Below are 18,428 nucleotides of genomic sequence, written 5' to 3' on the forward strand. Positions count from 1 at the left end.
GCCTGTAGTTTATGTATTGACCGGTATGGCCCCATCGCGAGCAGGCTCGCTCCCACATTTGATCGTATTCCCAACACAAATCCACTGCAGGAACGAGCCTGCTCGCGATGGGGTCCGCTCAGGCGGCGAAGATATCAGGTGAACTCAAACGTATCCGCATCCAGATTCGCCGGGAACCGGGTGCGATACGCCGCCAGTTCCGCCGCATCCAGAACCACCTCGAACACCCCGTCCGCCTCCCCTGCGCTGAGCAACGTCTCACCCTGGAAATCCAGCACCTGGCTGTCGCCGGTATACGCAAACCCCTTGCCGTCCGTGCCAATGCGATTCACCGCCGCCACGTAGCACAGATTTTCGATGGCCCGCGCCGGCAACAGACGGTTCCAGTGCTGACGCCGCGCACCGGGCCAGTTCGCGGTGTACAGCAGCAGGTCGGTGTCCTGTGCATCGCGACTCCACACCGGGAAACGCAGGTCGTAGCAAATCAGCGGACGCACGCGCCAGCCCTTGAGCTCGAACTGCACCTGACGCTCGCCCGGCGTGTAATGGTTGTGCTCGCCCGCCATGCGGAACAGGTGGCGCTTGTCGTAGTGCAACACCTCACCGTCCGGCCGCGCCCACAGCAAGCGATTGCGATGACTGCCGTCAGCGGCCTGCACGATGACACTACCGGTGATCACCGCATTCAGCTTCGCCGCCTGTGCCCGCAGCCATTTGCTGGTCGGGCCATTTTCAGCTTCTGCCAGCGTCTGCGATTCCATGGAAAAACCGGTGGTGAACATCTCCGGCAAAATGATCAGATCGGCGCCGCGCGCCTGCTCCAGCAAGGATTCGAAATGTTCGAGGTTGGCCTGCCGGTCATGCCACGCCAGCGTCGTCTGAATCAGTGCAAGTTTGAGATTGGGCAGTGCACTCAGATCACGCATAGTTTCTCCGCCGCATCACGCAGGGTGTCTTCGCGCTTGGCGAAGCACAGTCGCACCAGCCGCTGGCCTTCGGGCGGCGACTGATAAAATACTGAAATCGGAATGCTTGCCACGCCGTGTTCCCGGGTCATCCACAGCGCCATGTCGACGTCGTTGAGGTCGGGGCGAATCTGCGAGTAGTCGACCAACTGGAAATAGGTGCCGGCCACGCGATTGAAGCTGAAGCGCGACGGTGTCAGCAGATCGCAGAACAGATCGCGCTTGGCCTGGTAAAACGCCGGCAGCTGTTCAACGTGTTCCGGGTGCTCGGCCATGAAGTCGGCCAAGGCGTATTGCAGCGGCGTCACCCCGCAGAAGCTGACGTACTGGTGCACCTTGCGCAGTTCGGCCGTGAGCGCCGGTGGCGCGACTACATATCCGGTTTTCCAACCGGTGACGTGGTAAGTCTTGCCGAACGAGCTGACCACGAACGCGCGCTGATACAGCTCCTCGTGGTTCAGCACGCTGACGTGCGCGACGCCGTCAAATACCAGGTGTTCGTAGACTTCATCACTGATCAGATAGATGTCGCGATCACGGATCAAATTCGCCAGTTGATCAAGTTCGGCACGGCTGATCAGGGCACCGCTCGGGTTGTGCGGGCTGTTGAGGACGATCATTTTCGTGCGCGGGGTGACTGCGTCGGCGAGCTTCTGGAAGTCGATGGAAAAGTCGTCCAGACCGAGCTGCACGTGCACGCAGCGCCCACCGGCCAGTTCCGTCGCTGGTGCATAACTGTCGTAGCAAGGATCGAAGACGATCACTTCGTCGCCGCTGTGGATAACCGCCTGGATCGCGCAAAAAATCGCCTGGGTCGCGCCGGGGGTGATGGTCACTTCGTGGTCGGGGTCAACATTGACGCCGTAACTGCGAGCAATCTTCGCCGACACCTGCTGACGCAACGCTGCCAGCCCGGTCATCGGTGAATACTGGTTGTGGCCACTGGCAATATGCCGACCGACAGCATCGCACAGAGCCTGCGGTGCATCGAAATCGGGGAAACCCTGAGACAGGTTGATCGCGCCGGTTTGCGCCGCGAGCTGAGACATCTGCGTGAAGATAGTGATGCCGACATTCGGCAGCTTACTGGTGATCATCGGTGATTCCCTGCTCTACACCCGGCTCTAACGGCGGCGCGGGAGAGCCTGAGGATAGCCCATCAGGCGCCCATAAAAAAAGGGCGCCTTCCGGCACCCTTTTTACTATCGACCAACCCATAACCCTGTGGCGAGGGAGCTTGCTCCCGCTCGGCTGCGCAGCAGTCGTAAATCTGCACCGCGGTTTATCTGGAAAAACCGCAGTGGATGATTTTTGGGGCGGCTGCGCCACCCAACGGGAGCAAGCTCCCTCGCCAAAAAAGCCCGCACACAAAGGCGTGCGCGGCTGTGGATCAGCGCTTATCTCGGCGCTTTTTGTCGGCTTTCTTGTGGTGCGACATCATGCGACGCTTCTTGTTGACCTGACGGTCGGTGAGCGAGTTCTTGTTGCCTTCGTACGGGTTCTCGCCGCCCTTGAACTCGATGCGTATCGGCGTACCGACCAGCTTCAGGACACGACGGTAAGTGTTTTCCAGATAACGCACGTAAGACTTCGGCACCTTCTCGATCTGGTTACCGTGAATCACGATGATCGGCGGGTTCGCGCCACCCAAGTGGGCATAACGCAGCTTGATCCGGCGGTTGTTGACCATCGGCGGCGCGTGTTCGCCAACTGCATCTTCCAGAATCGTGGTCAGACGGTTGGTTGGCCAGCGGGTGACCGCAGACTTGAACGAGTTCTGTACGGAAGCGTATAGGTTGCCCACGCCCGTGCCGTGCAGGGCCGAGATGAAGTGGATGTCAGCGTAGTCGACGAAGAACAGTCGACGTTGCAGCTCGACCTTGACGAAGTCTCGCTCGCCCGGCGTCATGCCGTCCCACTTGTTGATCGCGATAACCAGCGCACGACCCGCTTCAATGGCAAAGCCCAGCAGGTTGAGGTCGTGATCCACCACGCCTTCGCGGGCGTCCATCACGAAGATCACCACGTTGGCGTCTTTGATCGCCTGCAGGGTTTTGACCACGGAGAATTTTTCAACTTCTTCGTGGATCTTGCCGCGCTTGCGCACGCCCGCGGTGTCGATCAGCGTGTACTTCTCGTCGTTACGCTCGAACGGGATGTAGATACTGTCGCGGGTGGTGCCGGGCTCGTCATAAACGATGACCCGGTCTTCACCGAGCATACGGTTGACCAGGGTCGACTTGCCGACGTTCGGGCGGCCGATGATGGCGATCTTGATCCCGTCTTTTTCGCTCGGGCCAGGAATGCGCTTGGCTTCCTCGCCTTCAGCAACGATCTCTTCTTCGCCGTCTTCTGGCTCTTCTTCGTCTTTAGGGAAGGTGCTCAGGGCAATTTCGAGCATCTGCGTGATGCCACGACCGTGGGCGCCGGCGATCGGAATCGCGTGGCCCATGCCCAACGGGGCGAACTCGGCGCGGGCCATTTCAGGGTCGATGTTGTCGACCTTGTTGGCAACCACGTAAGAACGCTTGTTACGTTTGCGCAAATGCTCGGCGATCATCTGGTCGGCGGCGGTGAAACCGGCCTTGGCATCTACCAGAAACAAAACCACATCGGCCTCTTCAATGGCCAGCAGCGACTGCTCGGCCATTTTTTCGTCCATACCGTGCTCGTCACCGGAGATACCACCGGTGTCGACCAGAATGTAGGAACGCCCTTGCCACTTGGCCTCACCGTATTGGCGATCACGGGTCAGACCGGACAAGTCGCCAACGATGGCGTCACGAGTCCTGGTCAGGCGGTTGAACAAGGTGGACTTGCCGACGTTCGGTCGGCCCACCAGGGCGATTACGGGAACCATGCGGCTCTCCACTTCGTTATTTCAGAAAATACAAAAGCCGCTGCGAGGCAGCGGCTGGTGCTCGGGGCATCACTGTGTGTTTAATTGTGGGAGCTGGTTCGCCAGCGAAAAAACGCAAAGGCACAGCGTCTATTCAGGATGCCAACGTTATCGTTGACGTCCATCGCGAGCAGGGCTCGCTCCCACATTTATCACCACAGATGAAGCCGCTTGGGGTTTAACCCAAGCATAGTCAAATCTTTACTTGATGGTCAGGGCTTCCAGTTTGCCACTGTTGCCATACACATAAATCATGTCACCCACCACCAGCGGTCGGGCACGCAGGCCATCGCTGTCGATGCGTTCGCGGCCGACGAAGCGACCGTCCACCTGGCTCAGCAGGTGCAGGTAGCCTTCCATGTCACCAACGGCTACGTAGCTGGAAAACACTTCCGGCGCCGAGAGCTGACGGCGAGCCAGCGAATCATTGCTCCACAATGCAGAGGTGGAACGCTCGTCGACACCTTCAACGGTGCCTGACGACAAGCTCACGTAAACACTGCCGAAACCCTGAGCAACACCGGCATAGCTGGAAGCATCACGCTGCCACAGCTGACGACCGCTTTCCAGGTCCAGTGCCGCAACGCGACCCTGATAGCTGGCGACATACAGCGTACCGCCGGACAGCAGCAAGCCACCGTCGATATCGACCACACGCTCCAGTTCCGAACGGCCTTGTGGAATCGCAACCCGCTGTTCCCACACCGGCACGCCGTTGGAAATATCGAGCGCGACCACTTTACCGGTCGACAGGCCAGCCACCGCAAGGCGGTTGGTTACGATCGGCGCACTGGTGCCACGCAAGGTCAGGACAGCCGGCGTGCTGTCGTACAACCAGCGCTGGTCACCGGTGGCAGCGTCCAGGCCGATCAGACGATCGTCCTGAGTCTGAACCACGACAACGTCACCGTTGTTGGCCGGCGGTGCAAGTACTTCACTGGACACACGCGTGCGCCACTTCTCTTCACCGCTGCTGGAGTCCAGCGCAACGATCTCGCCTTTGGTGGTACCGAAAACGACCAGACCGTAACCCACGCCAACGGCGCCGGAAACAGGCAGTTCGAGATCTTTTTCCCACTTGACGTCGCCATTGCTGCGATCCATCGCCATCACCACACCGGTGACGTCCGCGGCATAAATGGTATCGCCCTCGATCGCCGGAACCAGCATGTTGTAGGTTTCGCCCTGACCGTCACCGATCGAACGACTCCACTGCTTTTGCAGAACCACTTCTTCTTTGAAGTCGGTCAGCTCGGCCGGTGGCAGTTCTTTTTTGCTGTTGCTGCTGCAACCCGCGGCCAAAATGGCCAGAGCCAGCAATGCTGCATGTTTCCAACGAATCACGTCACGCATCCCCTTTGGCCAGATCGTCCAGCTTGATTTGTAAGCCGCCGACCGCCGCTTCATCCGACAGTGCCGCCTTGGCTTTTTGATATGCGGTGTTTGCTTCGTCGGTACGACCCAACTGCACCAGCAGGTCGCCCTTGAGTTCTTCGCGAGTGGCCAGGAACGCTATGTCGGCATCGCCTTCCAACAGCTTCAGGGCTTCATCGGCCTTGCTTTGTGCAGCCAGAACCTGGGCTAGACGTTGACGGGCGATCTCGCCCAGCGCCGGTTTGGCCGGTTTGGCGATAATGGCTTTCAGCTCGGTGGCGGCGTCGTCCAGCTTGCCGCTGTCGACGGCAACTTTCGCCACGAACAGGCTGCCGTACTGCGCGTACGCGGTACCGCCGAACTCGCTGTTGAGCTTGCCAGCCAGGTCCGAAACACGGGCCGCGTCAGGCTTGCCGTCAGGCGTCAGCGTGGTTTCCAGCAACTGCTGATAGAGAATCGACGCACCCTGCGACTGATTGCTCTGATACTTCTGCCAAGCCTGCCAGCCGAACACGATGACCAGCGCCAACAGGCCGCCAGTGACCAGGGGCTTGCCGTTGCGTGTCCACCAGTCCTTCAAATCCGCCAGCTGTTCGTCTTCGGTATTCGACACCCCAATACTCCTTAATCGCTAAATCGGCTGTTTGACAGCTTCAACCCTGCACGACGCAGGTGGCCAGGTGTGCAGCAAGCGCATCCCAGGCAATGCTTTGTTGTTCGCCCTGGCCACGCAGGGGTTTGAAACCTACCACTTGCTGGGCCATTTCGTCGTCACCGAGGATCAGCGCGTACAACGCGCCGCTCTTGTCGGCTTTCTTGAACTGGCTTTTGAAGCTACCGGCGCCGGCATTGATCTGCAGGCGCAGGTTGGGCAATTCGTCGCGTACTTTCTCGCTCAACGTCAGCGCAGCCAACTCGGAGGCCTCGCCAAATGCACAGAGATAGACGTCAACCTGACGGGAAATCTCTTGCGGGATCTGCTCCAGGGTTTCCAGCAACAGCACCAGGCGCTCGATCCCCATGGCGAAACCAACGCCAGCGGTCGGCTTGCCGCCCATCTGCTCTACCAGACCGTCGTAGCGGCCGCCAGCACACACGGTGCCTTGAGCGCCGAGTTTGTCGGTGACCCATTCGAAAACGGTCTTGCTGTAGTAATCCAGCCCGCGCACCAGCTTCGGGTTGATCACGTAAGGAATGCCCGCGGCATCAAGGCGCGCCTTGAGGCCCTCGAAATGAACACGGGATTCGTCGTCGAGGTAATCGGCCATTTTCGGCGCGTCGACCAGGATCGCTTGAGTGTCAGCGTTCTTGGTGTCCAATACCCGCAGCGGGTTGGTTTTCAGACGGCGCTGGCTATCCTCGTCGAGCTTGTCCAGGTGAGCAGACAGGAATTCGACCAGAGCCTCGCGGTAACGGCCACGGGACTCGCTGGTGCCCAGGCTGTTGAGTTCGAGCTTGACCGCATCACGGATGCCCAGCTCGCCCCACAGGCGCCAGGTCAGCACGATCAGCTCGGCGTCGATGTCCGGACCATCAAGGTTGAACACCTCGACACCGATCTGGTGAAACTGGCGATAACGGCCTTTCTGCGGACGTTCGTGGCGGAACATCGGCCCGATGTACCACAGTTTCTGTACCTGGCCACCACCGGTGATGCCGTGCTCGAGTACGGCACGCACGCACGCGGCAGTGCCTTCGGGACGCAGGGTCAGCGAATCACCGTTGCGGTCCTCGAAGGTGTACATCTCTTTTTCAACGATGTCGGTCACTTCACCGATGGAGCGCTTGAACAGCTCGGTGAATTCCACGATCGGCATGCGGATCTGCTTGTAACCGTAGTTATCCAGCAAACGCGAAACAGTGCCTTCGAAGTGACGCCACAGGGGCGTCTGTTCGGGCAGGATGTCGTTCATGCCACGAATGGCTTGCAGAGACTTGCTCACTATAAATCCTTATTCGTTCGGCTCTTCAGCCGTTCGACTCTTAAGTAGGGCTCAGCCGCGCGCGATAACTGCTGCGTCGGCCTCGACCTTCTCGGCCGCTTTCTGGCGGATCAAGCGTTCAAGCTCATCCACCAGATTGTCATTCGTCAGTTTCTGCGACGGCTTGCCGTCGATATAAATCAGGTTTGGCGTGCCGCCGGTCAAGCCGATATGGGCTTCCTTGGCTTCACCCGGCCCGTTGACCACGCATCCGATGACCGCGACATCCAGCGGCACCAGCAGGTCTTCGAGGCGCCCTTCCAGCTCGTTCATGGTTTTCACCACATCAAAGTTCTGCCGCGAGCAGCTCGGGCAGGCGATGAAGTTGATTCCACGGGAACGCAGGTGCAGGGATTTGAGAATGTCGTAGCCGACTTTCACTTCCTCGACCGGGTCGGCCGCCAACGAGATGCGGATAGTATCGCCAATCCCTTCGGCGAGCAGCATACCGAGGCCTACGGCGGATTTCACCGTGCCTGAACGCAGACCACCGGCTTCGGTGATGCCCAGGTGCAGCGGCTGGACGATTTCCTTGGCCAGCAAGCGGTACGCGGCGACGGCCATGAACACGTCGGAAGCTTTCACGCTGACCTTGAAGTCATGGAAATTCAGGCGCTCAAGGTGCTCTACATGGCGCAGGGCCGACTCGACCAATGCGGCCGGCGTTGGCTCGCCGTATTTCTTCTGCAGGTCTTTTTCGAGGGAGCCGGCGTTGACGCCGATGCGGATTGGAATCCCGCGATCACGGGCGGCGTCTACCACCGCGCGAACGCGGTCTTCGCGACCGATGTTGCCCGGGTTGATGCGCAAGCAATCAACGCCCAGCTCGGCCACTCGCAAAGCGATTTTGTAGTCAAAGTGGATATCCGCAACCAACGGCACTTTGACCAACTGCTTGATCTTGCCGAACGCCTCTGCGGCGTCCATGTCCGGCACGGAGATCCGAACGATATCGACGCCAGCGGCTTCCAGACGGTTGATCTGCGCGACGGTGGCGGCCACATCGTTGGTGTCGCTGTTGGTCATGCTCTGCACAGCGATAGGCGCATCGCCGCCCACAGGAACGTTACCCACCCAGATCTTGCGGGATTCGCGACGTTTGATTGGAGATTCGCCGTGCATGACTTATTGACCCAACTTCAGGCGAGCAGTCTCGCCACTGGTGAACGGAGCGACATCAACCACTTGCCCGTTGTAGCTGACCTGCGCGCCACGGGCATAGCCCAGACGCACGGCAAAAGGTGGCTTGCCGCTGACGGAAACGTTTTCGCCTTTGCGCTTGAGGCCGCTCAACAGCACCTTGCCGGTGCCGTCGGTGACTTGCGTCCAGCAATCGGCGGTGAACTGCAGTTGCACCTGGCCCTGACCGGCAACCGGAGCCGTTGCGGCCTGAGCAGGAATGGTCGGCGTAACCGAAGCGCTCGCCGGCGGGTTTGGCACGACCGGGGCAGTCGGTGAAGTCGGGGCTGGCGTGACCGGGGCCGCGACAACCGGCGCAGTGCTCGCTGCCGGAGCCGGTGCTGTGGGCGCAACAGGCACGGCCGCTTCAGCAGCCGCTGGCGTTTCAGCAGATGTTTCGGCTTGTGGCAACGCCAGCTCAGTGGTGCCTTCAGCCTGACCTTCCACGACGGCCTGGTCTTCCGGCTCGTCCAGCGGATGGATCTGGGTAGTGCCGTCGGCGCCTTCGACTTCAACGTGCTCCGGGCTCAGGGTGGTTACTTCCTTGGCGCGCTGGGAGGTTTGATCCTGCCACCAGAAGAAACCACCGCCGATGACCGCGATCAGCAACAGCAGGCTGACAATTCGCAGAATCGTGTGGGAAACACGAACCGGCTCTTCGATACGACCCAGGCTGTGAACACTGCTGCCCTGGGAGTCGGTACCGGTGGACTGGTCGAATTGCTGAACCAGAACGGTCTGATCCATACCGAGCAATTTGGCGTACGCGCGAATGTAACCGCGAGCGAAAGTATGCCCCGGCAGCTTGTCGAAAGCGCCGGCTTCCAGATTGCTCAGGGAATTGACGGTGAGGTTGAGCTTGAGGGCCACTTCGGCCAGCGACCAGCCATTGCTTTCGCGGGCCTGGCGCAATGTCTCACCGGGGTTAACGCGATTCGCTGCTACAACTTCGGGATGCGCCGCTTTCATCATTGCTCCGACAGGTATTGCTGATATTCCGGCGTACCGGGATAGAGTCGTTTTAATTGCAGGCCAAAACTGGCGGCCTTGTCGCGATCTTCAAATACTTTTGCCAGCCGAACGCCGAGCAATAGACTACGTGCATTTTGTTCGGTGAGCAGGCTAAAACGGTCGTAATAGTCACGCGCTGGCACATAATGCCTGTCTTCATAAGACAACTCAGCCATTTCCAGCAATGCCCGTGGCTGTTGCCGGTTCAAGCGCAAGGCTTTTTCCAGTTGCTGTTGGGCAAGATCTCGCTGACCGAGCTTCGAAGCCGTCATGCCGAGGTTTTCGAACACTCGCGAACGCTCGGGATACAGGGTATCGGCAGCAGCCTGTTCGAAGCGCTCGTAGGCTTCTTTATAACGCTTCTGCTCGAAAAGAAAACTGCCGTAGTTGTTCAGAATCCGTGCATCACCGGACCGTGAAGACAGCGCCTTGCGGAAATGCTCGTCCGCCAGCTCCGGTTCCATCTCCGCTTGAAACACCAGCCCAAGCGCGGCATTGGCGTCGGGATCGGAGCTGTCCAGGTCCAGGGCTTTCTTCAGCGGAACCTTGGCGCGCTCGGTCATGCCTTGTTGCAAGTACCCCAGGCCAAGCTGCACGTAAGCAGCACGCGCTTCGTCGCGGCCCTTGCTGGTCTTCATCGGGTTGAAATCGCCCGACAGGACACAACCAGTACAAAGACTGGCCATCAGCACAAGCAGCGCAAAGCGCAATGACATAGAGATCCTCTCTTACGTGTTGTTTGCGGCGTTCTGCGCCAGATCGTTCTCGGCGCTCAACTCGCGCACGGCGATATAGCGTTCGCTGCGACGGGTGCGATCCAGCACCTGCCCTACCAGTTGACCACATGCAGCGTCGATGTCTTCACCACGCGTGGTGCGCACGGTGACATTGAAGCCTGCATGGTGAAGCTGATCCTGGAACCGACGGATTGCGTTGTTGCTCGGACGCTCGTAACCGGAATGGGGGAACGGGTTGAACGGAATCAGGTTGATCTTGCACGGGATGTTCTTGAGCAGCTCGATCATTTCGACCGCGTGCTCGACCTTGTCGTTGATGTCTTTGAGCAAGGTGTACTCGATGGTCAGCACGCGTTTTTCGCCCAGGGACGACATGTAGCGCTGGCACGACTCGAGCAGCATCTTAAGCGGATATTTCTTGTTGATCGGCACCAATTGGTTACGCAATGCGTCGTTTGGTGCGTGCAGAGACAACGCCAGGGAGACGTCGATGTGCTTGGACAGCTCATCGATCATCGGCACCACGCCGGAGGTCGACAGGGTCACACGGCGCTTGGAAATGCCGTAACCGAGGTCGTCCATCATCAAGTGCATGGCCGCAACAACGTTGTCGAAGTTCAGCAGCGGCTCGCCCATGCCCATCATCACCACGTTGGTGATGGCACGGTCGGCGGTCGCCGGGATGCTGCCGAACGATTTATTGGCAATCCACACCTGACCGATGACTTCGGCGGCGGTGAGGTTGCTGTTGAATCCTTGCTTGCCGGTGGAGCAGAAACTGCAATCCAGGGCACAGCCTGCCTGGGACGAAACGCACAAGGTGCCGCGTTTGCCCTGGGGAATGTAAACGGTCTCGACGCAGCTGCCGGACGCCACACGCACCACCCATTTACGGGTGCCGTCGGTGGAGATGTCCTCGCTGACGACTTCAGGACCGCGAACTTCGGCAATAGCCTTGAGCTTGTCGCGCAAGGCCTTGCTGACGTTCGTCATGGCGTCGAAATCATCGACGCCAAGGTGGTGAATCCATTTCATTACCTGACCGGCACGGAAACGCTTCTCCCCGATCGAGTCGAAGAATTTTTCCATTTCCTGTTGAGTCAGACCCAGCAGGTTGGTTTTTACAGTCGATGTAGTCATGGATTCACCTTCACTCTTAAGCCAATGCTTAGCGAGTGGTTACTTCAGTAGCTGCGAAGAAGTACGAGATTTCGCGAGCAGCAGCGGCTTCGGAGTCCGAACCGTGCACAGCGTTGGCGTCGATGGAATCAGCGAAGTCAGCGCGGATGGTGCCGGCAGCAGCTTCTTTAGGGTTGGTAGCGCCCATCAGCTCGCGGTTCAGAGCGATAGCGTTTTCGCCTTCCAGAACCTGAACGACAACAGGACCGGAGATCATGAAAGCAACCAGGTCGCCGAAGAAACCACGAGCGCTGTGCTCAGCGTAGAAGCCTTCAGCTTCAGCTTTGGACAGTTGCTTGAGTTTCGAAGCTACAACGCGCAGGCCAGCTTTTTCGAAACGAGTGGTGATCTCGCCGATGACGTTTTTTGCAACAGCGTCAGGCTTGATGATGGAGAAAGTACGTTGAACAGCCATGGTGTAACTCCAGAAACGGTAATTTGTGAAAAATTAAACCCGCGAATTATACGCGGGTTCTTGGGTATTGCCTAACTGCGTGCGGTGGTGGGTCAGTCTGCTTCTTCGATCCACAAGGTCTGAATCGCTTCAAGAACCTTCTCCCCGCCCCGGTCCGGCACATCGTCGAACTCGGGCAGCGCCATGACCAGATTACGCAGTTTAACGAAGTTGACCGTCAGAGGATTAACCTCCGGGTGCTCCTCGGCAAGCTGTATAGCGATTTCTTGTACATCAACCCATTTCAGGCTCATGACATTTCCTTGAATCAGTGCGGCGCTTCGGCCGCATGGTTGAGCGAGTACTTCGGAATTTCGACGGTCAGGTCTTCAGTCCCGACGATCGCCTGGCAGGCCAGACGCGATTGCGCCTCCAGACCCCAGGCACGATCAAGGAAATCTTCCTCCAGCTCGTCCGCTTCTTCCAGCGAATCAAACCCTTCGCGTACGATGCAGTGACAGGTGGTACAGGCGCAGACGCCGCCGCAGGCACTTTCCATCTCGATGTGGTGCTCGTGCGCCAGTTCGAGAATGGAAGTGCCGGGCTCAGCCTCGACCACCATGCCTTCCGGGCAAAACTTGTCGTGGGGCAGAAAAATGACCTGCGGCATCAGATATCCTCGATTTCATTCAGGTTGCGCCCCGACAGAGCGGCTTTCACCGTCAAATCCATACGGCGGGCAGCAAAGGCATCAGTCACTTGCGACAGTCGCTTGGTCTGCTGCTCGATGGCGAAACCATCGGTGCCTTTCATCAGTTCGGTCAGTTCCTGCATCTGCAGTTCGATGACCACGCGCTCTTCAGCGTCGAGCAGGCGCTCGCCGTCGACATCGAGCGCCGCCTGTACCGCTTCGATCAAGCGCTGCGCATCGACCTGCTGCTCGCGCAGTACACGGGCGACTTTGTCGTCGTTGGCGTGCTGGAACGAATCCTTGAGCATCTTGGCGATTTCGCCGTCGGTCAGACCGTAAGACGGTTTGACCTGAATGCTGGCTTCAACGCCTGAACCCAGCTCGCGGGCAGAAACGCTGAGCAAACCGTCGGCATCGACCTGGAAGGTGACACGGATCTTCGCCGCGCCAGCCACCATGGCCGGAATGCCGCGCAATTCGAAGCGGGCCAGAGAGCGGCAATCGCTGATCAACTCACGCTCGCCTTGCAACACGTGGATCGCCATGGCCGACTGGCCATCTTTGTACGTGGTGAAATCCTGGGCGCGGGCAACGGGGATGGTGGTGTTGCGCGGAATCACCTTCTCCATCAGGCCGCCCATGGTTTCAAGTCCCAGGGACAACGGAATCACATCGAGCAAAAGCAATTCGCCGCCATCGCGTTTGTTGCCTGCCAACGTATCAGCCTGGATCGCAGCCCCGATGGCCACCACTTGATCCGGATCGATTTCCGTCAGCGGCTCGCGACCGAAGGCTTCAGCCACCGCTTCGCGAACGCGCGGCACACGGGTCGAACCACCGACCATGACCACAGCGTGGACTTCTTCCAGCTCGATGCCGGAATCACGTACCGCACGGCGGCAGGCTTTCAGGCTGCGAGCGACCATCGGCTCGATCAGCGCGTTAAAGGCTTCGCGGGTGAGCTGGGCCTTCCAGTCGCCGTAAATAACTTCAACAGAGTCGGCATTGGTCAGCGCTTCTTTGGCAGCACACGCGGTTTGCAGCAGATGCCGTTGCGCGCCAGGGTCGAGGTCGGCCGACAAACCGGCGCTGGCGATGATCCAGCCAGCAATGGCGTGATCAAAATCATCGCCGCCCAGGGCACTGTCGCCACCGGTGGCCAGGACTTCGAAAACGCCGCCGGTCAGGCGCAGAATCGAAATATCGAAGGTGCCGCCACCCAGGTCGTAAATCGCGACGAGGCCTTCAGCATGTTGATCCAGCCCATAAGCCACTGCCGCAGCGGTCGGCTCATTGAGCAAGCGCAGCACGTTCAAACCGGCCAGTTTCGCCGCGTCCTTGGTCGCTTGCCGCTGGGCGTCGTCGAAATACGCCGGCACGGTAATCACCGCACCGACCAGCTCGCCACCCAATGCCGCTTCGGCGCGCTGACGCAGCACCTTGAGGATATCGGCGGAGACTTCGACCGGACTTTTCGGCCCCTGAATGGTGTCGATGAACGGCATGTGCGACTCACCGCCGACAAAGCGGTACGGCAGTTGATCGCCCAATTGCTTGACGTCGGACAAACCACGACCCATCAAGCGTTTGACCGACAGCACAGTGTTCAAGGGATCGGCAGCGGCCGCCAGTTTGGCGGACTCGCCGACCTCAACGCGATCGGCGTGATAGCGCACAGCCGATGGCAGGATGACCTGCCCTTCAGCGTCGGCCAAAGGCTCGGAAAGACCACTGCGCAACGCAGCGACCAGCGAATTGGTAGTGCCCAAGTCGATCCCCACAGCCAGACGACGCTGGTGCGGTTGAGGACTTTGGCCGGGTTCGGCGATCTGCAGTAGGGCCATCGTGATCAGGACTTATCTGTATATCAGGCGTGCGACCGGAGCGGCACTGGGTTAATCGTCGAGGCGCTCTTCTAACTGGCGCACTTCGTAGGTCAGCTTGTCGAGGAACTGCATGCGTCGCATCAGGCGTTCGGCCTGCTCACGTTGCGCTGCGTCATCCCAACAGGCTGCGAAACTTTGGTTGAGTTCATCCTGGGCGAGCTTCAGGCGGCGCTTGAACGCAGCAACCCCGTCCAGATCAGCCAGATCTTCGAGCTCTTCACGCAATTCCATCTGTTGCAGAAGAAACTCCGGATCATGCACCGTAACTTCCAGCGGCAACTCGCCCCCATTCATCGCAAGCAGGTATCGCGCGCGTTTCGGGGGATTCTTGAGCGTCTGGTAGGCCTCGTTGAGGCTCGCGGATTGCTCGAGCGCCAGCCGCTGCTCGCGCTCGGAAGCGTCCGCAAACCGGTCAGGATGAACGCCACGCGCCAACTCACGGTAGCGCGTAGCCAGCTGGTCGAGGTCCAGATTGAAGCTCGGCTGCAGCTCAAATAAAGCGAAATGACAAGGAGTACCCACAAATAGCCTCAGATGTTGAAGCTTTCGCCGCAGCCACACTCACCGCGTACGTTGGGGTTGTTGAACTTGAAGCCTTCGTTCAACCCTTCCTTGACGAAATCGAGCTCGGTGCCGTCCAGGTAGGACAGGCTCTTGGGGTCGATAATCACTTTTTCGCCGTGACTTTCGAACACCTGATCCTCTGCAACCACCTCGTCGACAAACTCCAGCACGTAGGCAAGGCCGGAACAGCCTGTGGTGCGAACACCCAGACGAATCCCTTCACCCTTGCCGCGCCCGTCGAGGGAGCGCCGCACGTGTCGAGCAGCCGCTTCTGTCATGCTGATAGCCATCGGTGACTCCTTACTCGTCGCCAAATCCTGGAATTCAGATCAAGCCTTTCTTCTGCTTGTAGTCGCGAACGGCCGCTTTGATAGCGTCTTCCGCGAGCACGGAGCAGTGAATTTTCACTGGCGGCAGAGCCAGTTCTTCGGCCAGCTGAGTGTTCTTGATGGTCTCTGCTTCATCCAGAGTCTTGCCCTTCATCCACTCGGTCGCCAGGGAGCTGGAAGCGATTGCCGAACCGCAGCCATAGGTCTTGAACTTGGCGTCTTCGATGATGCCGGCTTCGTTGACCTTGATCTGCAGGCGCATCACGTCGCCGCACGCCGGAGCGCCGACCATGCCGGTGCCGACATCAGGATCTTCCGCGTCCATCTTGCCGACGTTGCGCGGGTTCTCGTAGTGGTCGATGACCTTTTCGCTGTAAGCCATGATTCTTAATCCTCACTCATCAGATAGTCGCTCTTTGAGCCCTGCACCCGGAGGCTGGCAGGGCCGGTTTGCGGCGACTTGAAATCAGTGTGCCGCCCACTCGATTTTCGAAATGTCGACACCGTCTTTGTACATGTCCCACAGCGGCGACAAGGTGCGCAGCTTGGTAACGGCCTCGCAGACTTTCTGCGCGGCGTAGTCGATTTCTTCTTCGGTGGTGAAACGGCCGAAGGTGAAGCGGATCGAGCTGTGTGCCAGTTCGTCGTTGCGGCCCAGGGCGCGCAATACGTAAGAAGGCTCAAGCGACGCCGAGGTGCAGGCCGAACCGGACGACACCGCCAGATCCTTGAGCGCCATGATCAGCGACTCGCCTTCAACGTAGTTGAAGCTCAGGTTCAGGTTGTGTGGAACGCGGGCGGTCATGCTGCCGTTGACGTAGAGCTCTTCGAGGTCTTCGACCTGCTTGAAGAAACGGTCGCTCAGGGCTTTGATGCGCACGTTCTCGGCCGCCATGTCTTCCTTGGCTACACGGAAAGCTTCACCCATGCCGACGATCTGGTGGGTCGCCAGGGTGCCGGAACGCATGCCACGCTCGTGACCGCCGCCGTGCATGGTCGCTTCGATGCGCACACGCGGCTTGCGGCTGACGTACAGCGCGCCGATGCCTTTAGGGCCATAGGTTTTGTGGGCGGAGAACGACATCATGTCGACTTTCAGCTTCTGCAGGTCGATGTCGACCTTGCCAGTGGACTGAGCGGCGTCGACGTGGAACAGGATGCCCTTGGAGCGGCACAGTTCGCCGATCGCTTCGATGTCGTTGATGGTGCCGATTTCGTTGTTCACGTGCATGACCGAGACCAGAATGGTGTCGTCACGCAGGGCAGCTTCGATCATCTCTGGAGTGACCAGACCATCGGTGCGCGGCTCGAGGTAGGTGACTTCGAAGCCTTCACGCTCCAGTTGGCGCATGGTGTCGAGGACAGCCTTGTGCTCAATCTTGGTGGTGATCAGGTGCTTGCCTTTGGTGGCATAGAAATGCGCCGCACCCTTGATTGCCAGGTTGTCGGATTCGGTGGCACCGGAGGTCCAGACGATTTCACGCGGGTCGGCATTGACCAGGTCGGCCACCTGACGACGAGCGTTTTCGACGGACTCTTCAGCTTTCCAGCCAAACACGTGGGAACGGGACGCCGGGTTACCGAAGTTTCCGTCGACCAGCAGGCATTCACTCATTTTTTGCGCGACGCGCGGATCAACCGGGGTGGTCGCAGAGTAATCAAGGTAAATCGGCAATTTCATGGACTCTCTCCTAAATCAGGCTGGCTGGCGTGCCGCTGGCTCTATGGCTGTCATTCGACGGCGGACGCTTCAATCTTGTCCAGGCGCGGCGCCTTGCTGTTGCAACGGCGCTGATCCTGACGCTGGGCTACTTCTTGCACCTCACGGCGAGTGACAAGATCAGCCAAGCTGATACCGCTCAGAAATTCGTGAATCTGCAGGCTCAGGTCGCACCACAAGTGGTGCGTCAGGCAGGTGTCGCCTTGATGGCAATCGCCCTGACCCTGGCATTTGGTGGCGTCAACCGATTCGTTGACTGCATCGATCACCTGGGCCACCTGGATGCCCTGCATTTCCCGCGACAGCTGATAGCCGCCGCCGGGGCCGCGAACGCTGGAAACCAGGTTGCTGCGGCGCAGCTTGGCGAACAGCTGTTCGAGGTAGGACAGGGAGATGCCTTGGCGCTCGGAGATATCGGCCAGGGACACCGGCCCGTGCTGCGCGTGCAACGCCAGGTCGAGCATGGCGGTCACGGCGTATCGGCCTTTTGTAGTCAGTCGCATGGACAATTACCACGGAGTTCGGAATGGGGCGAGTATGCAATTCCCGAGTATTTAAGTCAACTATAAGACCTAGTGCTTTAGTCAGGTTTACCCGCAAAAGAGCGGCCGCATCATAGCAAAGGCCGAGGGGATGCAGCCAGTGATTGCGCGTTATCGTTCATCGCGAGCAGGCTCACTCCTACAGGGAAACGCATTTCAAATGTAGGAGTGAGCCTGCTCGCGATGAAGTCGACTCGGTTAACCGGCCTGGCTCTGATCCTTGTCTTTCACGCAGGCGAAGTCTTCTTCGCGCAGCTCAGGCAGATCTTTCGCACAGTAATTGCTGCCCAGATCCTTCAACGCGCCGCACATGCCTTCCAGACGCCCGTCGACTGCCTGCAGATGATCGAGCAATTGGTTGATGGCCCGAGCCACCGGATCAGGCATGTCCTCGCCAACGCCGTAAGCATCGAAACCGATCTTCTCTGCCATGGCTTTGCGTCGGGCGTCCTGCTCTTCGTCAGGCTTGACGATAATCCGTCCCGGGATGCCGACCACGGTCGCACCGGCAGGCACCGCCTTGGTCACGACTGCGTTCGAGCCAACCTTCGCCCCCGCGCCCACGGTAAACGGGCCAAGCACTTTCGCGCCGGCACCCACCACCACGCCATCTTCCAGGGTCGGGTGACGCTTGCCTTTGTTCCAACTGGTGCCGCCAAGCGTCACACCTTGATAAAGCGTGACGTCGTCGCCAATCTCGGCCGTTTCACCAATTACGATGCCCATGCCGTGATCGATAAAGAACCGACGGCCAACCTTGGCGCCCGGATGGATCTCGATCCCGGTCAACCAGCGGCCGAAATTCGACACCAGCCGCGCCAGCCACTTCAGCTCTGCGCGCCACAGGGCCGCCGACAATCGGTGGATCCAGATGGCGTGCATGCCCGGGTAGCAAGTCAGGACTTCAAAAGCGTTACGCGCCGCCGGGTCTCGATGGAAAACGCTCTGGATATCTTCACGCAAACGCTCGAACATT

20 protein-coding genes are annotated in these 18,428 nt (G+C 59.1%); all 20 read right to left on the reverse strand.

Translation table 11 applies throughout. From position 1 onward, the window contains the following. Positions 1 to 134 precede the first annotated feature (134 nt). Positions 135 to 926, reverse strand: a complete 792-nt coding sequence (locus tag ACYZTS_RS02215; RefSeq protein WP_461993708.1) for an amidohydrolase — start codon at positions 924 to 926, stop codon at positions 135 to 137. Next, positions 914 to 2,062: a pyridoxal phosphate-dependent aminotransferase gene (locus ACYZTS_RS02220; protein ID WP_461993711.1), complete on the reverse strand. Its 1,149-nt coding sequence runs from the start codon at positions 2,060 to 2,062 to the stop codon at positions 914 to 916. The genes ACYZTS_RS02215 and ACYZTS_RS02220 overlap by 13 nt, the downstream gene beginning before the upstream one ends. A gap of 293 nt (positions 2,063 to 2,355) precedes the next feature. After that, a complete protein-coding gene (der, locus tag ACYZTS_RS02225; RefSeq protein ID WP_028620135.1) occupies positions 2,356 to 3,825 on the reverse strand; it encodes a ribosome biogenesis GTPase Der in 1,470 nt (489 codons plus the stop codon). Between the two features lie 240 nt (positions 3,826 to 4,065). Then, the gene (gene bamB / locus ACYZTS_RS02230) at positions 4,066 to 5,217 is read right to left on the reverse strand and encodes an outer membrane protein assembly factor BamB (protein WP_028620136.1); all 1,152 of its coding nucleotides are present in this window, start codon (positions 5,215 to 5,217) and stop codon (positions 4,066 to 4,068) included. Next, on the reverse strand, positions 5,210 to 5,851 hold the full coding sequence (locus ACYZTS_RS02235; protein WP_461993714.1) for a tetratricopeptide repeat protein: 642 nt from the start codon (positions 5,849 to 5,851) through the stop codon (positions 5,210 to 5,212). The genes bamB and ACYZTS_RS02235 overlap by 8 nt, the downstream gene beginning before the upstream one ends. Before the next feature lie 40 nt (positions 5,852 to 5,891). After that, positions 5,892 to 7,181, reverse strand: a complete 1,290-nt coding sequence (gene hisS, locus ACYZTS_RS02240; protein ID WP_461993716.1) for a histidine--tRNA ligase — start codon at positions 7,179 to 7,181, stop codon at positions 5,892 to 5,894. 51 nt (positions 7,182 to 7,232) lie between these two features. Further along, positions 7,233 to 8,342: a flavodoxin-dependent (E)-4-hydroxy-3-methylbut-2-enyl-diphosphate synthase gene (ispG, locus tag ACYZTS_RS02245; RefSeq protein WP_028620139.1), complete on the reverse strand. Its 1,110-nt coding sequence runs from the start codon at positions 8,340 to 8,342 to the stop codon at positions 7,233 to 7,235. A 3-nt stretch (positions 8,343 to 8,345) separates the two neighbouring features. Next, positions 8,346 to 9,368 carry a RodZ domain-containing protein gene (locus ACYZTS_RS02250; protein WP_028620140.1) on the reverse strand — a complete coding sequence of 341 codons (1,023 nt, stop codon included), beginning with the start codon at positions 9,366 to 9,368 and terminating at the stop codon, positions 8,346 to 8,348. Beyond that, a complete protein-coding gene (pilW, locus tag ACYZTS_RS02255; protein ID WP_461993719.1) occupies positions 9,368 to 10,126 on the reverse strand; it encodes a type IV pilus biogenesis/stability protein PilW in 759 nt (252 codons plus the stop codon). Before pilW ends, ACYZTS_RS02250 begins: the two co-directional genes overlap by 1 nt. 12 nt (positions 10,127 to 10,138) lie before the next feature. Next, complete coding sequence (gene rlmN / locus ACYZTS_RS02260) at positions 10,139 to 11,287, reverse strand: dual-specificity RNA methyltransferase RlmN (protein WP_028620142.1); 1,149 nt, start codon at positions 11,285 to 11,287, stop codon at positions 10,139 to 10,141. A gap of 28 nt (positions 11,288 to 11,315) precedes the next feature. Continuing rightward, on the reverse strand, positions 11,316 to 11,741 hold the full coding sequence (gene ndk, locus ACYZTS_RS02265) for a nucleoside-diphosphate kinase (protein WP_007916882.1): 426 nt from the start codon (positions 11,739 to 11,741) through the stop codon (positions 11,316 to 11,318). Between the two features lie 92 nt (positions 11,742 to 11,833). After that, on the reverse strand, positions 11,834 to 12,034 hold the full coding sequence (gene iscX, locus ACYZTS_RS02270) for a Fe-S cluster assembly protein IscX (protein WP_461993722.1): 201 nt from the start codon (positions 12,032 to 12,034) through the stop codon (positions 11,834 to 11,836). A gap of 14 nt (positions 12,035 to 12,048) precedes the next feature. Continuing rightward, positions 12,049 to 12,390: an ISC system 2Fe-2S type ferredoxin gene (fdx, locus tag ACYZTS_RS02275; protein WP_461993724.1), complete on the reverse strand. Its 342-nt coding sequence runs from the start codon at positions 12,388 to 12,390 to the stop codon at positions 12,049 to 12,051. Further along, on the reverse strand, positions 12,390 to 14,255 hold the full coding sequence (gene hscA, locus ACYZTS_RS02280) for a Fe-S protein assembly chaperone HscA (RefSeq protein ID WP_461993726.1): 1,866 nt from the start codon (positions 14,253 to 14,255) through the stop codon (positions 12,390 to 12,392). Before hscA ends, fdx begins: the two co-directional genes overlap by 1 nt. A gap of 51 nt (positions 14,256 to 14,306) precedes the next feature. Continuing rightward, positions 14,307 to 14,819 carry a co-chaperone HscB gene (gene hscB / locus ACYZTS_RS02285; RefSeq protein ID WP_461993728.1) on the reverse strand — a complete coding sequence of 171 codons (513 nt, stop codon included), beginning with the start codon at positions 14,817 to 14,819 and terminating at the stop codon, positions 14,307 to 14,309. A gap of 8 nt (positions 14,820 to 14,827) precedes the next feature. Then, positions 14,828 to 15,151, reverse strand: a complete 324-nt coding sequence (gene iscA / locus ACYZTS_RS02290) for an iron-sulfur cluster assembly protein IscA (RefSeq protein WP_028620147.1) — start codon at positions 15,149 to 15,151, stop codon at positions 14,828 to 14,830. Between the two features lie 34 nt (positions 15,152 to 15,185). Continuing rightward, complete coding sequence (gene iscU, locus ACYZTS_RS02295) at positions 15,186 to 15,572, reverse strand: Fe-S cluster assembly scaffold IscU (RefSeq protein ID WP_028620148.1); 387 nt, start codon at positions 15,570 to 15,572, stop codon at positions 15,186 to 15,188. Between the two features lie 84 nt (positions 15,573 to 15,656). After that, positions 15,657 to 16,871 (reverse strand): IscS subfamily cysteine desulfurase, encoded by a 1,215-nt coding sequence (locus tag ACYZTS_RS02300; protein WP_461993731.1) that lies wholly within the window; start codon positions 16,869 to 16,871, stop codon positions 15,657 to 15,659. Positions 16,872 to 16,921: 50 nt separating this feature from the next. Then, complete coding sequence (gene iscR, locus ACYZTS_RS02305) at positions 16,922 to 17,413, reverse strand: Fe-S cluster assembly transcriptional regulator IscR (protein WP_028620150.1); 492 nt, start codon at positions 17,411 to 17,413, stop codon at positions 16,922 to 16,924. Positions 17,414 to 17,650: 237 nt separating this feature from the next. Continuing rightward, complete coding sequence (gene cysE, locus ACYZTS_RS02310; RefSeq protein WP_461993733.1) at positions 17,651 to 18,427, reverse strand: serine O-acetyltransferase; 777 nt, start codon at positions 18,425 to 18,427, stop codon at positions 17,651 to 17,653. Position 18,428: the final 1 nt, after the last annotated feature.

This window comes from Pseudomonas sp. TMB3-21, from assembly GCF_054898145.1.

Excerpts from the sequence above, each read along its gene's own strand:
- ACYZTS_RS02215 (WP_461993708.1), bottom strand. The coding sequence starts at position 926 with ATGCGTGATCTGAGTGCACTGCCCAATCTCAAACTTGCACTGATTCAG.
- ACYZTS_RS02220 (WP_461993711.1), bottom strand. The coding sequence starts at position 2,062 with ATGATCACCAGTAAGCTGCCGAATGTCGGCATCACTATCTTCACGCAG.
- der (WP_028620135.1), bottom strand. The coding sequence starts at position 3,825 with ATGGTTCCCGTAATCGCCCTGGTGGGCCGACCGAACGTCGGCAAGTCC.
- bamB (WP_028620136.1), bottom strand. The coding sequence starts at position 5,217 with ATGCGTGACGTGATTCGTTGGAAACATGCAGCATTGCTGGCTCTGGCC.
- ispG (WP_028620139.1), bottom strand. The coding sequence starts at position 8,342 with ATGCACGGCGAATCTCCAATCAAACGTCGCGAATCCCGCAAGATCTGG.
- ACYZTS_RS02250 (WP_028620140.1), bottom strand. The coding sequence starts at position 9,368 with ATGAAAGCGGCGCATCCCGAAGTTGTAGCAGCGAATCGCGTTAACCCC.
- pilW (WP_461993719.1), bottom strand. The coding sequence starts at position 10,126 with ATGTCATTGCGCTTTGCGCTGCTTGTGCTGATGGCCAGTCTTTGTACT.
- rlmN (WP_028620142.1), bottom strand. The coding sequence starts at position 11,287 with ATGACTACATCGACTGTAAAAACCAACCTGCTGGGTCTGACTCAACAG.
- ndk (WP_007916882.1), bottom strand. The coding sequence starts at position 11,741 with ATGGCTGTTCAACGTACTTTCTCCATCATCAAGCCTGACGCTGTTGCA.
- iscX (WP_461993722.1), bottom strand. The coding sequence starts at position 12,034 with ATGAGCCTGAAATGGGTTGATGTACAAGAAATCGCTATACAGCTTGCC.
- fdx (WP_461993724.1), bottom strand. The coding sequence starts at position 12,390 with ATGCCGCAGGTCATTTTTCTGCCCCACGACAAGTTTTGCCCGGAAGGC.
- hscA (WP_461993726.1), bottom strand. The coding sequence starts at position 14,255 with ATGGCCCTACTGCAGATCGCCGAACCCGGCCAAAGTCCTCAACCGCAC.
- iscA (WP_028620147.1), bottom strand. The coding sequence starts at position 15,151 with ATGGCTATCAGCATGACAGAAGCGGCTGCTCGACACGTGCGGCGCTCC.
- iscU (WP_028620148.1), bottom strand. The coding sequence starts at position 15,572 with ATGGCTTACAGCGAAAAGGTCATCGACCACTACGAGAACCCGCGCAAC.
- ACYZTS_RS02300 (WP_461993731.1), bottom strand. The coding sequence starts at position 16,871 with ATGAAATTGCCGATTTACCTTGATTACTCTGCGACCACCCCGGTTGAT.
- iscR (WP_028620150.1), bottom strand. The coding sequence starts at position 17,413 with ATGCGACTGACTACAAAAGGCCGATACGCCGTGACCGCCATGCTCGAC.
- cysE (WP_461993733.1), bottom strand. The coding sequence starts at position 18,427 with ATGTTCGAGCGTTTGCGTGAAGATATCCAGAGCGTTTTCCATCGAGAC.